The 14685-nt window shown below is 73.4% G+C and carries 10 protein-coding genes; 7 read left to right on the plus strand and 3 right to left on the minus strand.

Annotation, left to right across the window (positions count from 1 at the left end; translation table 11 throughout):
- Positions 1-5: 5 nt before the first annotated feature.
- From ACIGXX_RS09325 to ACIGXX_RS09345, 5 genes are all read left to right on the plus strand, one after another.
- A complete protein-coding gene (locus ACIGXX_RS09325; protein ID WP_361461192.1) occupies positions 6-818 on the plus strand; it encodes a carbohydrate ABC transporter permease in 813 nt (270 codons plus the stop codon).
- Positions 819-842: 24 nt separating this feature from the next.
- The gene (locus ACIGXX_RS09330; protein WP_399974138.1) at positions 843-4019 is read left to right on the plus strand and encodes an alpha-mannosidase; all 3177 of its coding nucleotides are present in this window, start codon (positions 843-845) and stop codon (positions 4017-4019) included.
- A 69-nt stretch (positions 4020-4088) separates the two neighbouring features.
- Positions 4089-5798, plus strand: a complete 1710-nt coding sequence (locus ACIGXX_RS09335) for a class I mannose-6-phosphate isomerase (protein WP_399974141.1) — start codon at positions 4089-4091, stop codon at positions 5796-5798.
- Entirely contained in the window at positions 5795-6652 is an 858-nt protein-coding gene (locus ACIGXX_RS09340; protein ID WP_351161465.1) for an ROK family protein, read from the plus strand. Before ACIGXX_RS09335 ends, ACIGXX_RS09340 begins: the two co-directional genes overlap by 4 nt.
- Positions 6653-6683: 31 nt before the next feature.
- Positions 6684-7718, plus strand: coding sequence for a LacI family DNA-binding transcriptional regulator (locus ACIGXX_RS09345; RefSeq protein ID WP_351161717.1), 1035 nt, complete (start codon positions 6684-6686; stop codon positions 7716-7718).
- 2 nt (positions 7719-7720) lie between these two features.
- On the opposite strand, the gene ACIGXX_RS09350 is transcribed toward ACIGXX_RS09345, so the two are convergent.
- From ACIGXX_RS09350 to ACIGXX_RS09360, 3 genes are all read right to left on the minus strand, one after another.
- Entirely contained in the window at positions 7721-8338 is a 618-nt protein-coding gene (locus ACIGXX_RS09350; RefSeq protein WP_351161467.1) for a CGNR zinc finger domain-containing protein, read from the minus strand.
- 151 nt (positions 8339-8489) lie between these two features.
- Entirely contained in the window at positions 8490-9614 is a 1125-nt protein-coding gene (locus ACIGXX_RS09355; RefSeq protein ID WP_399974144.1) for an NADH:flavin oxidoreductase, read from the minus strand.
- Positions 9615-9682: 68 nt separating this feature from the next.
- Positions 9683-10603: a LysR substrate-binding domain-containing protein gene (locus ACIGXX_RS09360; RefSeq protein WP_399974147.1), complete on the minus strand. Its 921-nt coding sequence runs from the start codon at positions 10601-10603 to the stop codon at positions 9683-9685.
- A gap of 215 nt (positions 10604-10818) precedes the next feature.
- Here ACIGXX_RS09360 and ACIGXX_RS09365 point away from each other — a divergent pair, with 215 nt between their 5' ends.
- Both ACIGXX_RS09365 and ACIGXX_RS09370 read left to right on the plus strand, forming a co-directional pair.
- Positions 10819-11937 (plus strand): diaminopropionate ammonia-lyase, encoded by a 1119-nt coding sequence (locus ACIGXX_RS09365; RefSeq protein ID WP_399974150.1) that lies wholly within the window; start codon positions 10819-10821, stop codon positions 11935-11937.
- Positions 11938-12002: 65 nt separating this feature from the next.
- Positions 12003-14606: an ATP-binding protein gene (locus tag ACIGXX_RS09370; protein WP_399974153.1), complete on the plus strand. Its 2604-nt coding sequence runs from the start codon at positions 12003-12005 to the stop codon at positions 14604-14606.
- Positions 14607-14685: the final 79 nt, after the last annotated feature.

The following is a 14685-nucleotide window of genomic DNA, read 5'->3' on the forward strand; positions in this document are numbered from 1 at the left end:
ACCCCATGGGTCGCACCGTGCGCCATGTCTTCATCGCCGGATGCGTGCTGCTCTGGCTGATCCCGCTCTACCTCCTCGTGGTCAACGCCCTGACGCCCGTCGCCGAGTACACCGGCAAGCCCGACTGGACCGTCCAGGGCTTCGGCCTCGTCGAGAACCTCGAGACCGCCTGGGACGTGGCGGGCATCGGCGACAGCTTCCAGGCCTCGCTGCTCTACGCCGTGGTGTGCGGCCTGGCCGCCGTACTCATCGCGGCCATGGCGGCGTTCGCCGTCGTCGTCCTGCCCATCCCCAGGCCCGCCTTCTGGTTCTGGCTGATCTACTCCGGCACGCTCTTCCCGCTCCAGATCTTCCTCGCGCCGCTCTTCGGCCTGTACGCGGACGCCAATCTGTACGACACCCGGCTCGGGCTCATGCTGATCTACGCCGCGTGGGCCGTGCCGTTCGCGTTCTTCCTGATCCGCAATCAGATGACCACCATGCCGCCGGAGTTGACTGAGGCGGCCCTCATCGACGGTGCCTCCTTCCGGCGGATCTTCTGGCGCATCCACGTACCGCTGATGAAAGCCGGGCTCGCCGCGGCGTTCATCTTCCAGTTCACGGCCGTCTGGAACGACCTGCTCCTGGGCATCACGCTCAGTCGCAGCCCCGACGTCCAGCCGGTGATGGCGGCCCTGAGCACCCTCAACAACGCCTACTCATCGACCGGGCCGCCCGTCATCCTGGCCGGCGCGCTGATCGTCTCCCTGCCCACGCTCCTCCTCTTCCTGGTGTTCCGCGGCCTGTTCCTGCGCGGCGTCACCGCATCCGCCCGCTGACCTGCCCCTCTCTGGGAGAACCGCATGACGACACGGGCCCTCGTCCGCACCACCGACTGGGACAACGACCGCATACGCGACAGCCTGCGCTCCTCCGTGGTCACCGCGGAGGGAAGCCTCGGCGACAGCGCCCTGAGGCTCACCGAGGAACCACTGCTGCGCAGGGCGGCGGACGGCGGCGGTCTCACGCAGTCGCTGCGGATCGAGGCCGTCAACGGGTCGGTCCTGCCGGGGGAGTTCACCGTGCGCACCGAGGCCGGGACCGCGCTGCCCGTCGAGCGGCTCGCCGGACCCGGCGGCTCCGTACGCCTCATGGTGCCCGCCGTCGACACCGAGACCCGCCTCACCGTCTGCCTGCCCGACGCCCCCGAGGGCGCCGAGGGCATCGACGTGCGTCTCACCCCACAGCGCCGCTGGACCCTCCACCTGGTCCACCACTCCCACCTCGACATCGGCTACACCGACCCCCAGGGCCACGTCCTGGCCGAGCACCTCTCCTTCCTCGACTCCTGCCTGGAGCTGACCCGGGCCACCGACGACTGGCCCGCCGAGTCGCGGTTCCGCTGGTGCGTCGAGTCGTTGTGGTCCTTCCGGCAGTGGGCGGAGGCCCGCCCCGCCGAGCAGGTCGAGGAGTTCGTGCGCCGCGTGCGCGAGGGACGCATCGAGCTGACCGCGCTGCCGTTCAACCTGCACACCGAGACCTGCTCCACCGACGAGCTGCACGAACTGCTGCGCCTCGCCCACGACCTGCGCGACCGGCACGGCGTCACCTTCACCTCCGCCATGCAGACCGACGTGCCCGGAGCAGTCGTCGGACTGGTCGACGCGCTGTCCGCCGCCGGAGTCAAGTACCTCTCCGTGGCGCACAACTGGGCCGGACGCTCCGTGCCCCACCTGGTCGGCGGCGAGAAGCTGCCCCGCCTCTTCCGCTGGCGCGCGCCCAGCGGCAACAGCGTCCTGGTCTGGGTCACCGACACCCCGCACGGCCTCGCCTACATGGAAGGCCCGCTGCTCGGCTTCGACACCAACTACGCGGACGTCGACGACCTCCTTCCCGCCTATCTGGCCTCCCTCGCGACCAACCCGTACCCCTACCGCGGCGGCATCTTCGGCTGGGCCATGGACCAGACGGAGACCAAGCGCGAGCCCTACCCCTGGGACGTGCTCCACCTGCGCGTCCAGGGCAAGTTCGGCGACAACGCGCCGCCACGGCGCATCATCGCCGACACCGTCCGCCGCTGGAACGAGACCTGGGCCCACCCCCAGCTGCGGCTCTCGCGCAACGAGGACTTCTTCACCGACGCCGAGGCCAGGCTCGGCGACGCCATCCAGTCCTTCGAGGGCGACTGGACCGACTGGTGGGTCGACGGAGTCGGCTCGGGTGCGAGGCCCCTGTCCCTGGCCCGCACCGCCCAGTCCGTGGTCGCCGACGCCCAGACCATCGGCACGTTCGCCGGACTCCTCGGCGCCACGGGGGCGGAGGAAGACAGCGCGGACGCAGCCGGGGTCTACGAAGCGGTGTCGCTCTTCGACGAGCACACCTGGGGCGCCGGCGACCCATGGACCCACGGCGACGAGGGCGGCCACAGCGGCGAGCACCAGTGGCACTGGAAGTACGGGCAGGCGATGCGCGCCCACGACGACGGGAACGCCCTTCTCGGCAGGGCGAGCGCCCGGCTCGGGCAGCGGCTCGCGACGGTGCCGGGCGTGGCGGCGACCTACCACGTGGTCAACACCTGCTCCTGGCCGCGCACGGACGTCGTACGGATCTTCCTGCCGGAGAGCAGCGTCCCGCTGGAGCAGCCGGTCGCCGTGCACGACGCCCGCGCCGGACACCGGCTCGACCACGAGGAACGACCGCAGAGCAACGACGACCACCGGGACGCCGGACGGTTCCTGCTGGTCCGCGTGGACGAGGTGCCGCCCGCGGGGTCCGTGCGCCTGGACATCACCGCCGACGCCACGCGGGCCGACGCGCGGACGCGGACCACGGTCGTGAAGGCCGCCACCGGCTGGAACCCCACCGGCGGCACCGAGCGCGACGACCCGGCGCGGACCGCCGCCGCGGCGCTCGCCCTGCCCGATCCGACGCTCCTGGAGAACGAGCACCTCGCCGTCCGCGTGGACCTGGCGCACGCCTGTATCGCCTCGGTCGTCGACAAGGCGACCGGCCGCGAGCTCGTCCGCCCCGACGCGACCGTCGGCTTCAACGGCTACATCCACGACAGCTACACCACCGCCGGAGCCTTCAACCACAACTCCAGCCGCACGACGGCCTCCGACCGCCTCGAACACCTCGGCGTCCGCGCCGTCGCCCCGCCCGCCGCGCTCATCGCCCGCGCCTCCACCGCTACGGCCGAATCCATCACGTACGAGACCCGCCCGGCCGGGGCCAACCGGCTGCGCACCACGCTCACCCTGCCCGTGGGCGTGCCCCGCCTCGACATCGAGAACCGCCTCGACAAGGACGCGACACTGCGCAAGGAGAGCGCCTACTTCGCGTTCCCCCTCGCCTTCGACGAGCCGGTCGTGCGGATGGAGGCATCCGGCGGCCTGACGGGCAACACCCTTCCCGTGGTGCCGGGTTCGGCCCTGCACATGCGGGCCGTGCGCCGCTGGGTGACCCTCGCCGACGACGGGTTCGCGGTGGCCTGGTCCACGCAGGACGCGCCGCTCGTGCAGTTCGGCAACATCGCCCTGCCCTACGCGCCCTTCCCCAGGACCATGGGGCACGACGAGCCCGCCACCGTCTTCTCCTGGATCCACAACAACCTGTGGGACACCAACTTCCCCAGCGAGCAGGGCTTCGAGTTCACCTACCGCTACAGCCTGGCCTGCGCCCCGGCCGCCGACGGGCTCGGCCCCCGGACGGCGGCGGCCTGGAGCCGCCCGCTGCGGGCCGTGCGGGCCAGGGGAGCCGAGGACGGCGGGCAGACCTCGCTCGCCTTCGTCGGGCTCGGGGACGCGCGGGTCCGCCTGGTCGGGCTCACGACGCCGCGGCCCGGCGAGGTCCTGCTGCGGCTCCAGTCCTTCGCGCAGGAGCCGGTGGCCTGCCCGGTGCGCGCCCACTTCCCGGTCGCGTCCGCCCACAGCGCGGACTACCTGGGCACGGCGGGCGGTGAACTGGCCGTGACTGGAGGGGCGCTGAGCATCGACGTCCCCGCCCTCGGTACGACCGCGGTGCTCTTCGTACGTCCCTGAATCCTCCCTACGTCTTCCAGCGAACCCCCTGCATTCTCCAGCGAAGAACCTCCGCACGAAGGAGCACGCGTGTACCGGCTCGACCCGCGATATCCCCCGGCGCCGGGGACCGTACTGATCAGCGGCTGGGAGGCCGTGGCCGCCCAGCTTCCCTCCGAACCCGCGATCGTGGCGGTCGAGGGACCACCGGCCGCCGACTGGGAGACCATCGCGGACCGCCTCGCCGCCGCGTGCTCCCTGCCCGTACGCACCCTCGACGTCCGTACGCGCTACGCGTCCCCGGCCGTGGTGCGGCGCCGCACCATGAGCGCACCGGACGCCGACGACCCCTACTACTGCCGGCTCGCGGAGAATCCGCTGGCCGACCTGTTCGACGAACTCCCCCGCGAAGACCGCGGCACGGAAGAACTGCTGCTCGTCTACGGACCCGGCGCCTCCCTGGTCCTGCACGACGTGCTCTGGTACGCCGATCTGCCCAAGCGGTACGCGGAGGCCGCGGTGGCGGCCGGAGAGGCGGACAACCTCGGACTGCCCGATGAGCGGGGCGAGTTGAAGCGGCTCTTCTACGTGGACTGGCCGATGCTCGACCGCCACCGTGACGCGGTCGTCGGCCAGCTGGACGGCTGGGTGGACGTACAGGACCCCGGGCGGCCCGTGTTCCTCGACGGGAACGGACTGCGGGCGAACTACGCCGACCTCGCACGGCACCCCGTGCGCACCAGACCGTTCTTCAACTCCACACCCTGGGGCGGACATTGGGCACAGCGTGCACTCGGATTCAATTCCGGCGCACGCAACACCGCTCTCGGCTACGAACTCATCGCCCCCGAAGCGGGCATCCTCATCGGACACGGTCCGCAGACCCAGGCGGAGGTACCCTTTCAACTCCTCTGTGTCCTGCACCCCGACGAGGTGCTGGGACGGGAGTCACGCGCCCGCTTCGGTACGTCCTTCCCGATCCGCTTCGACTACCTGGACACCGTGGGCGGCGGCAATCTGTCGGTGCACTGCCACCCCAAGGAGCCGTACATGAGGGAACGGTTCGGCTGGTCCTACACGCAGCACGAGACGTACTACATGACGCTCGGCAGCGCGGACACACACGTCTATCTCGGGCTGCGCGAGGACGCCGACCTCACGCTGTTCCGCAAGGAGATCGAGGAAGCCGCGCACGACGGGGTGCCGATGACCCCCGAGGACCACGTCATGACCTTCCCAGCCGAACGAGGCAGGCTCTTCATGATCCCGGCGGGCACCCCGCACGCCAGCGGCGCCGGGAACCTCGTGCTGGAGATCAGTGCGACCCCCTACCTCTACAGCCTGCGCTTCTACGACTGGCTGCGCCCCGACGCCGACGGCCGGCCGCGCCCCCTGCCCTACGAACACGGCCTGGCCAACCTGGAGACGGAGCGGCGCGGCGACGCGGTGCGGCGCGACCTGGTGCAGGAGCCCTGCGTCCTGCGGCGCGGGGACGGCTGGCGGGAGGAACTGCTCGGCGCGCTCGACGAGATGTTCTACGAGGTGCGGCGCTACGCGCTCGACGCGGGCGCCGTCGCCGCCGACGACACGGCGGGCCGCTTCCACGTGCTGAACGTGGTGGAGGGCGAGGGCGTCACCGTGCTGACCGCGGCGGGGGAGCGGCACGCGCTCTCGTACGCGGAGACGCTGACGGTGCCCGCGGCGGTCGGCGGCTACCGCCTGGAGTCGCGGGGCGGTCCGGCGAAGGTGGTGAAGGCGCTCGTGCGCGACCGCCGTGCCGCGGGTGCGGGGCCCTCGTGAGAGCCGTGCTGGAGCTCGGTGGCACCCATGTCACCGCCGCTCTGGTGGACCCGCTGCGCACGCGGGTGAGGCGCCGCATCCGGCGGCCGCTCGATGCGCGGGGCGACGCCGAGCACATACTCGGCACGGTCGTGCGCTGTGCCGGGGAGCTCCAGGTGCCCGCGGGCCAGGTGTGGGGCGCGGCCGTGCCGGGACCCTTCGACTACGAGAAGGGGATCGCCCGCTTCGAGGGCGTGGGGAAGTTCGACGACCTCTACGGCATCGATGTGCGCTCGGTGCTGCTCGACGGCGTGTGGCCCAGACCCGCGGACGTGGTGTTCCTGAACGACGCGCACGCGTTCACGCTCGGGGAGTGGAACGCGGGGGCCGCGGTCGGCCATCGGCGCTGTGTGGGGATCACCCTGGGCACGGGGGTGGGGTCGGCGTTCCTCGCGGACGGCGTGGTGTGCCGCGAGGGTGCCGGGGTGCCGCCCGAGGGCCGCATCGACCTGATGACCTGGTCCGGCGCACCGCTGGAGCGCTTCGTCTCCCGGCGGGCGATCCTTGCCCGCTACGGCGACCACGACGTGGACGTGCGGGACATCGCGGCGCGTGCGCGGGAGGGCGAGCGGTGGGCCGGGCAGGTCATCGCCGACGCCCTCGGCGCGCTCGGCACCGTCCTGGCCCCGTGCGTACGTGACTTCGGCGCGTCGGCGGTCGTGATCGGCGGCGCCATGGCGCTGTCCTGGGACCTGGTCGGGCCGGGCATCGGCAGCGGCCTCGGGGATACTCCGGTGAGGCCGCGCCCCGGCACACTGGGCGCGGACGCGGCGCTGATCGGGGCGGCGGAGTACGCGGGAGGCGCCGGACGGTGAGGCGAGCCCGGGGGAAGGGACCCACATGACGATGCCCGAACCGCGTCCTGCCGCGGACGGCCCGCCCACGCTGCGGGACGTCGCCGAGCGGGTGGGAGTCAGCGCGATGACCGCCTCCAGGGCCCTGCGCGACGACCCGCGCGTGCTCCCGGCCACCCGGGAACGCATCCGCGACGCGGCGGCGGAACTCGGCTACCGGCCCAACGAAGTGGCCCGCAGCCTGCGCCTGGGCCGAGGCACGGGCCTGGTCGGACTCGTCGTCACGAACCTGGCCAACCCCTTCTACTCGCGCCTCGCCCTGGGCGTGGACTCCGTCATCGCGGACGACGGCTTCAAGACCGTCATCGGCAACACCGGCCAGGACCTGGACAGCGAACGGGAACTCGTCGCCGACCTGGTGGCCCGCCGCGTCGACGGCATCATCGCCGTCCCCGCAGCGGCCGACCAGCGCCATCTCGCCGCCGCGGCGGCCGACGGCGTGCCCGTGGTGCTCGCCAGCCGGCCGCCCGAGGGGTTCGAGGCCGACTGCGTCCTGGTCGACGACTTCGGCGGGGCCCTCGCCGCCACCGCCCGCCTGATCATCCGCGGCCACCGCCGGATCGGCTTCCTCGGCTCACCACCCGCCGTCTACACCGGCACCGAGCGCCTGCGCGGGTACGCCGCCGCCCTCGCCGCCCACGGCCTGCCCTTCGACGAACGCTACGTACGCCAGGGCCAGACCGAACCGCGCGAAGCCCGGCGGGCCGCCGCCGCGCTCCTCGCGCTGCCCGAGCCGCCCACCGCGCTGTTCTGCTCCAACAACCGCAACACGATAGGGGCGTTCCGCGCCCTTCGCGCCTCGGGCACCGACACCGCGCTCGCGGGCTTCGACGACTTCGAACTGGCCGACGCGCTCGGCCTGCCGGTCACCCTCGTCGCGTACGACAGCGACGAGCTGGGCCGGGTGGCGGGCCGGCTCCTCGCCGACCGGATGCGGGGGAGGGGCTCCGACATCACGAAGCCGCCCGAGCCCGGCACGGCGCGGCGCATCGTGACGCCCACCAGCCTGGTGGAGTACGGCAGTTGACGCTACGTCCGGCCGTCCGGCGCCGGCTCCGCCTCGGCGCCCGCGCGGCGGCGTTGGCGCGAGGCGCGCAGGTTCGCGGCGTTTCCGCAGCCGCGGGTGGAGTGCCAGACGCCGCTGTTGTTGCGGGAGCGGTCGTAGAACGCCGTGGCGCAGCGTTCGTTGCGGCAGATCTTCAGGCGCCGCCACTCACCGGTGGTCTGGGCGAGCAGCGCCTCGCACAGCACGGCGGACGTCAGCCAGCGCCAGCCCTCGCCCTCGGGCTCGGTGGTCAGGGCCGCGTCGCCGTGCAGGTTGACCTGGAGGGCGCACGAGGTGAAGCGGGCGGTCTCGCCGCTCGTCGTGCCGCACCGCGAGAGCAGGGCCCGGCGCAGCTGTTCGCGCAGCTGTCGCAGCTTGGGCAGGTCCTCTTCGGTGAGGGTGAGCCGCACCGCAGTGCGGCCCGTCCGCTCGGCCCAGGTGGGCAGCGCCACGGAGACCCAGTCCTGCGCGGCGGCCACGTCTTCGAGGAGATCGGCCTCGGGAACACCACAGGAGGGTGCGGTGTTCAGGATGTCCTGCACGAGCCCCAGGCCGCCGGGGACGGCGGTGGGGAAGTAGCGCTCGGTGGCAGGCCAGGTCATGCGCATATCGTACGCGACCGGGGGCGACAGCAGTGTATGGGTTTAGCTGCGGTCGCAGCGCAGACGCCTTCGGATGCCGCCGCGAGGACGGTCCAGGCACCCCGCGCGTACGGCCCCGGCGCCACCGGGGCCGTACGCGGGTGGCTGTCGCTCAGGCCAGGCTCTTCAGCAGCGACTTGTCGAACGGCAGCGCGTCACCGAGGCGGTTCTCCAGGGCCTTGGCCGCCCACTCCGGATCGGCGATGAGGGCGCGGCCCACCGCCACCAGGTCGAACTCGTCGCGCTCCAGGCGGTCGAGGAGCGGGTCGATGCCGGTGGACGCGGACGGCGCGGCCCAGCCCTTGGGCCCGATGAACTCCTGGTCGAGGCCGACCGAGCCCACGGTGATCACCGGCTTCCCGGAGACCTTCTTGACCCAGCCCGCGAGGTTGAGGTCGCTGCCCTCGAACTCCGGGAGCCAGTAGCGGCGGGTGGAGGCGTGCAGCACGTCGACGCCCGCGTCCACCAGCGGCGTGAGCAGGCGCTCCAGCTCCTCGGGGGACTCGGCGAGCTGCGCGTCGTAGCTGCCGGCCTTCCACTGCGAGAGCCGGAAGACGACGGGGAAGTCGGGCGAGACGGCCGCGCGCACGGCCGCGACGATCTCCGCGGCGAAACGGGTGCGGGACTCGATGTCGCCGCCGTAGCCGTCCGTGCGCTGGTTGGTGCGCTCCCAGAGGAACTGGTCGATCAGATAGCCGTGCGCGCCGTGCAGCTCGACGCCGTCGAAGCCGATGCGCTCGGCGGCCGCCGCGGCGTCCGCGAACGCCCGGATCACGTCGTCGAGGTCGTCGGCCGTCAGCGCGCTGCCCTTGGGCTGCCCGTCCAGGCCGATCGCGGAGGGGCCCGCCGGGGGAGCGGAGGGCACCGGGCCCGTGCCCTCGTCGCGCGTGATGCCGACGTGCCACAGCTGGGGAATGATCTTCCCGCCCGCGGCGTGCACGGCGTCGACCACCTTGCGCCAGCCTTCGAGGGCGTCGTCGCCGTAGAAGCGCGGGACGCGGTCGCTCGTACCGGCCGACGCGTGATCGACGTACGTCCCCTCGGTGATGATCAGGCCGACACCGGCGGCGGCACGGCGGGCGTAGTACTCGGCCACGTCCGCGCCCGGCACGCCGCCCGGCGAGAACTCCCTGGTCATGGGCGCCATCACGATGCGGTTGGGCAGGGTGAGGCTGCCGACGCCGAAGGGGCGGTCGAGGGTCTGGGGGGTGCGGGCGGTCTGCGACGCCGAGGTCATGCGTCCTCCTGGCAGGGAATGAGGGTGCGGTCGATCTGTGATCGATGACGTAAGCGTACGCGCTTTGCTCATGTCGCCTGTCGGAGGGCCCTCCGACAGGCGACGACCGCCGGGTGGTGGCTTCGACCGCTGCGCACCGCCGTGAAGAGCCGACGCGCGCGCTGCCCCCGGGGCAGCTGCCGCAGGGCGACGGTCGCGGGCTGTTTGTCCCAGAGGAGGCCGGGGAGCAGCGCGGCGGCGTGGCCGCGCTCCACGAGGCGCAGGTGCAGGAGGAGGTCGCTGGACTCGAACCGCACGTCGGGTTCGAAGCCCGCGTGGCGGCAGAGCGTCGTCGCCCAGTGCCGGGCCGCCGACCCCGCGGGCTCCATGGCCCAGGGGTGGTCGGCGAGGGCGCGCAGCGCGGCGATCGGGCTCTGCGCGTCGCTCGCCGGGACGGGCGGTGCCAGGTGGCTCGCCAGTTGTGGCGGTGCCAGGTGCAGGGGGTCCTCGCAGAGGTCTTCCTGCTCGATGCCCGCGGGGCGGGGGTTCGGCAGGCCCGGGTACTCCTCGGCGATGACCAGGTCGAAGTCGCGGGCCAGCAGCGCGGACAGGGACTCCTCCGGTTCCATCTGGGTGAGGTGGACCCGCAGGCCGGGGTGCGCCTCCCGCAGCAGGGTCAGCGCGGTCGGCACCAGGGTGCGGGCGGCCGTCTGGAACGAGGCGATGCGCAGCGTCCCGGTCAGGTCGGTGAGGGAGGTGGCGATGTCCGCCTCGGCGCGCTCGAGCCGTTCGAGCACCGCCTCGGTGTGGGCGACGAGGATCTCCGCCTGCGGGGTGAGGCGCACGCGCCGCCCCACCGGTTCGAGGAGCCGGACGCCGACCTCCGACTCCAGCTGCGAGAGCTGCTGCGAGACGGAGGAAGGGCTGTACGAGAGGGCGGCGGCGACGGCCGCGAGCGTGCCGCGGTCCTTGAGCTCGCGCAGCAGCCGCAGCCGGTGAAGGTCGAACATGGGCTGGTCCTCGTCGTCGGCGGCCGACCGCTCGGATCGGACGGGGGGCGCGGGTTCACGGGGGCGTGGGTTCTCGGGTCCACGGGTTCGCGGTGGACGGGTTCTCGGGTCCACGGGTTCGCGGTGGACGGGTCTTCATCGGTCGGAAACCCTGATGAATATAGGTCGGAAACATTCGCTGGACCGATGGGTGGAGGTGGCCGCAGGCTGGCCGCATGTCTGAGAACACCGAGAAGCCGGTGGCCTGGTTCGCCCGGCCCGCCGCCCGCACCTGGACCTGCCCGCAGGCCCCCGCCGATGCCCAGGCCTTCCACGCCTCGCTGCCCGGCTACGCCGTCACGCCCCTCCACGAACTACCGTCTCTGGCAGCCGAGTTGGGCATCGGCCGGGTCTTCGTCAAGGACGAGTCCGCGCGCCTGGGGCTCCCGGCGTTCAAGGCGCTCGGCGCCTCCTGGGCGGTGCACCGGGTCCTCGCCGAGCGGGCCGCGGGCGGTGAGGCTTCGCCGGAGCCGGTCACACTGATCACCGCCACCGACGGCAACCACGGCCGCGCGGTCGCCCGGATGGCCCGGCTGCTCGGTCAGCGCGCCCACGTCTTCGTGTCCAAGGGCGTGCATCCGGCCGCCACGGCGGCGATCGCCGCCGAGGGAGCCGAGGTCACCGAGGTCGCCGGGCCCTACGACGAGGCCGTGCACCGGGCGGCCGCCGCCGCGGCGGAAGGGGCCGCCACCGTGCTCGTCCAGGACTCCGCCTGGCCCGGCTACGAGCGCATTCCGCGCTGGATCGTCGAGGGGTACTCGACCCTGTTCGCCGAGATCGACGCCCAACTCGCCGCGGCCGGTGTGGGGTTCCCCGACCTGGTGGCCGTGCCCGTCGGCGTGGGCTCGCTCGCCCAGGCCGTCGTCACCCACTACCGCAGCCGCCCCGCGGGAAGGACGGCCCCCGCCCTGCTCTCCGTGGAGCCCGAAGCGGCGGCCTGCGTCATCGAGAGCCTCGCCCGCGGGGAGCTCACCGGCGTCGTCACCGGCGACACCGCCATGGCCGGCCTGAACTGCGGCACCCCCTCCAGCCTCGCCTGGCCCTACCTGCGTGACGGCCTCGACGCCGCCGTCACCGTCACCGACGCCGACAGCGCACGGGCGGTCCGCGCGCTCGCCGCCCTCGGCGTCTCCTCCGGGCCCTGCGGAGCCGCGTCGCTCGCGGGCGTCCGAGCCGCACTGACCGGCGACGGCGCCGACGGCCGCCGCGCGGCCCTCGGCCTCGGCACCGCATCGACCCTCGTACTGCTCAGCACGGAAGGCGCGGACGCCAACCCGCACCACCAGGAGCCCTGATCCAGGGCTGACCGAACCGCCGTACCGGCAACGGAAATACACGCCCGCGTGGGAGAATCCTCCGCGTGGACGGGGGCATCCTCGAGCGGGATCTCGAGCTGGCCCGACTGACCGCCGCCGCACGGGAAGCGGCCGACGGCGCGGGCTCGGTGGCGCTCGTCTTCGGCGAGGCCGGGATCGGCAAGTCGAGCCTCGTGAGGGCCCTGCCGGGTGCGCTGTCCGCGCAGGCCAGAGTGCTGGTCGGGCAGTGCGACGACCTCGCGACGCGGCGCCCGCTCGGCCCCTTCCGCGACCTTGTGGGCAGTGTGCGGGCCGAGTTGGCGCAGGCGGTGACCGAGGGCGGCGACCGGCATCGGGTGTACGACGCGCTGCGGACCGAGCTGGGTGCCCCGCCGCATCCGACGGTCCTGGTCGTAGAGGACGTGCACTGGGCGGACGAGGCCTCCCTCGACGCGCTGCGGTTCCTGGTACGCCGTGTGGACCGGATGCCAGCCGTCCTTGTACTGACCTACCGCGACGACGAGTTGAGCCGCGAGCATCCCCTGCGGCACCTCCTGGGCCAGGTGTCGCAGGCGGCGCGCGTGCACCGTCTCCCCCTGGCCCGGCTCTCGCGGAACGCGGTGCGCACACTGAGCGCGGCGAGCGGCCTCGATCCCGCGCAGGTGTACGCCGTGACGTCGGGCAACCCCTTCTACGTCGCCGAGGTCGTCGCGGCGGGCGGCACCGGGGACGTGCCGCCGACCGTGGTCGACGCCGTCCTGGCCAGGCTGCGCGGACTCGACGACGCCGCACGCGACGCGCTCGAACAGCTCGCCGTGGTGCCGTCGGCGGCGGAGCGCTCCCTGGCCGACGCGCTCCTGCCCGACGGCGTATGCCAGTTGACCTCGGCGGAACGGCGCGGCCTGCTGGTCGTCACCCCCGAGCGCGTGGTGTTCCGGCACGAGATCATCCGCCGGGCCATCGCCGACTCGCTGCCCGCCGCGCGGCGGATCGAACTCAACCGCAAGGTGCTCGCCGTCCTGGTCAGGCGGCCGGGCGCCGACTCCTCCCGCATCGTCCACCACGCCGCTCAGGCGGGCGACCAGGACGCCGTCGCGCGCTACGGCCCCGACGCGGCCAGGGACGCCGCCCGCACCGGCGCGCACCGGGAGGCCGCCGCCCAGCTGCGGCTCGTCCTGCGCCAGCGCCGGCGCTACGGCCCTGCCGAACTCGCCGGTCTCCTGGAGAGGTACGCGGTGGAGAGCTACACCATCGCCGACTCCCCGGCCGCCGTCAGCGCCCAGCGGGAAGCCGTCGCCCTGCGCCGCTCGCTCGGCGACCTGCGGGCCCTCGGCGCCGATCTGCGCTGGCTCTCGCGTATCCACTGGTGGGCGGGCGACGCGGACGCCGCGCAGGAGGCCGCCCGGGAGGCCATCGACGTACTCGAACAGGCCGGGGACGAGCGGCTGTTGGCGCTCGCGCTCAGCAACACCTCACAGCTGCGCATGCTCTCCGACCGGTACGCCGAGGCCATCGGGTACGGCGAGCGCGCCATCACCCTGGCCCGGCGGACGGGCGACGCGGCGATCCTCTCGCACGCGCTGAACAACGTGGGTACCGCCCGCTGGCGCGGCGGCGACCCCCTGGGCCGCCCGCAGCTGGAGGAGAGCCTGGCGGTGGCGCTGAAGGCGGACGAGGCCGAGCACGCCTGCCGCGCCTACGCCAACGTCATCTGGACGCTCCTGGAGAACCTCCGGTTCACGGAGGCGGACCACTTCCTGGCGCCCGCCATGGAGTTCGCGGACCGCACGGAGCATCTGGGATTCCTCCGCTACCTCCAAGTGGAACTCGCCCTGCGGCAGTTCGCCGCAGGGAAGTGGGACGAGGCGGAGAAGCACGCCGAGTCCGGTGACGCCTACGAGTTCGCGCCCGCCCGCTGCCCCGCCCTGACCGTCCTGGCGCGGGTACGGATCCGGCGGGGCGCGCAGGGCGGCGACGAACTCCTCGCCCGGGCCTGGGAGGTCGCGGCGCGGACCCGGGAGCTCCAGCGCACCGGCCCGGTCGCGGCCGCCCGGGCGGAGGCAGCCTGGCTGCGCGGCGACCACGCGGCCGTGATCGACGCCGTCGGCCCCCTGTACGTGCAGGCGCGCGGCCTGGCCGCCACGCCCTACCGCGCGGAGCTCGGCCACTGGCTGGCGAAGGCGGGCCAGCCCGTGCCGGTGGACGACTCGGACCACCCCTATGCCCTGCAGGCCGCCGGGCAGTGGAGCAGGGCCGCCGAGGCCTGGCGGGCGGCGGGCTGCCCCTACGAGCACGCCGCCGCCCTGGCGGAGAGCCCGGACCCGGCGGACAAGCTCGCCGCGCTCGCCGGTCTCGACGCGCTGGGCGCCGACCCCCTGGCCCGGATCGTCCGCACGGAACTGCGCGCCCTCGGCGTCGCCCGGATCCCGCGCGGCCCGCACGCGGCGACCCGCCGCAACCCCGCGGGCCTCACCGGCCGCCAGCTCCAGGTCGGACGGCTCCTGGCGGAGGGCCTGACCAACATCGAGATCGCCGGGCGGCTCTATCTGTCCGTGCGCACGGTCGACAACCACGTCCGCGCGGTCCTGGAGAAGCTCGGCGCCCGCACCCGGCGCGACGTCGCCGCACGCGCCGCGCAGCTGGGAGTGGAGATCGGCCGCGAAAAGTAGGCAGTCGCCGGACGCGAGCTGGGTGGCGGGCACGGATATCGGTGCGCCCGGGACGGCACTAGAACGGGCTGATCGGATG

This window comes from Streptomyces sp. NPDC055243 (genome assembly GCF_044544025.1).
Lineage (GTDB): Bacteria > Actinomycetota > Actinomycetes > Streptomycetales > Streptomycetaceae > Streptomyces.

Bases quoted from the DNA above. Each gene is read 5' to 3' on its own strand.
- ACIGXX_RS09355 (WP_399974144.1), bottom strand. From the start codon at position 9,614: ATGACCTCGGCGTCGCAGACCGCCCGCACCCCCCAGACCCTCGACCGC.
- ACIGXX_RS09345 (WP_351161717.1), top strand. From the start codon at position 6,684: ATGCCCGAACCGCGTCCTGCCGCGGACGGCCCGCCCACGCTGCGGGAC.
- ACIGXX_RS09360 (WP_399974147.1), bottom strand. From the start codon at position 10,603: ATGTTCGACCTTCACCGGCTGCGGCTGCTGCGCGAGCTCAAGGACCGC.
- ACIGXX_RS09325 (WP_361461192.1), top strand. From the start codon at position 6: ATGGGTCGCACCGTGCGCCATGTCTTCATCGCCGGATGCGTGCTGCTC.
- ACIGXX_RS09350 (WP_351161467.1), bottom strand. From the start codon at position 8,338: ATGACCTGGCCTGCCACCGAGCGCTACTTCCCCACCGCCGTCCCCGGC.
- ACIGXX_RS09365 (WP_399974150.1), top strand. From the start codon at position 10,819: ATGTCTGAGAACACCGAGAAGCCGGTGGCCTGGTTCGCCCGGCCCGCC.
- ACIGXX_RS09330 (WP_399974138.1), top strand. From the start codon at position 843: ATGACGACACGGGCCCTCGTCCGCACCACCGACTGGGACAACGACCGC.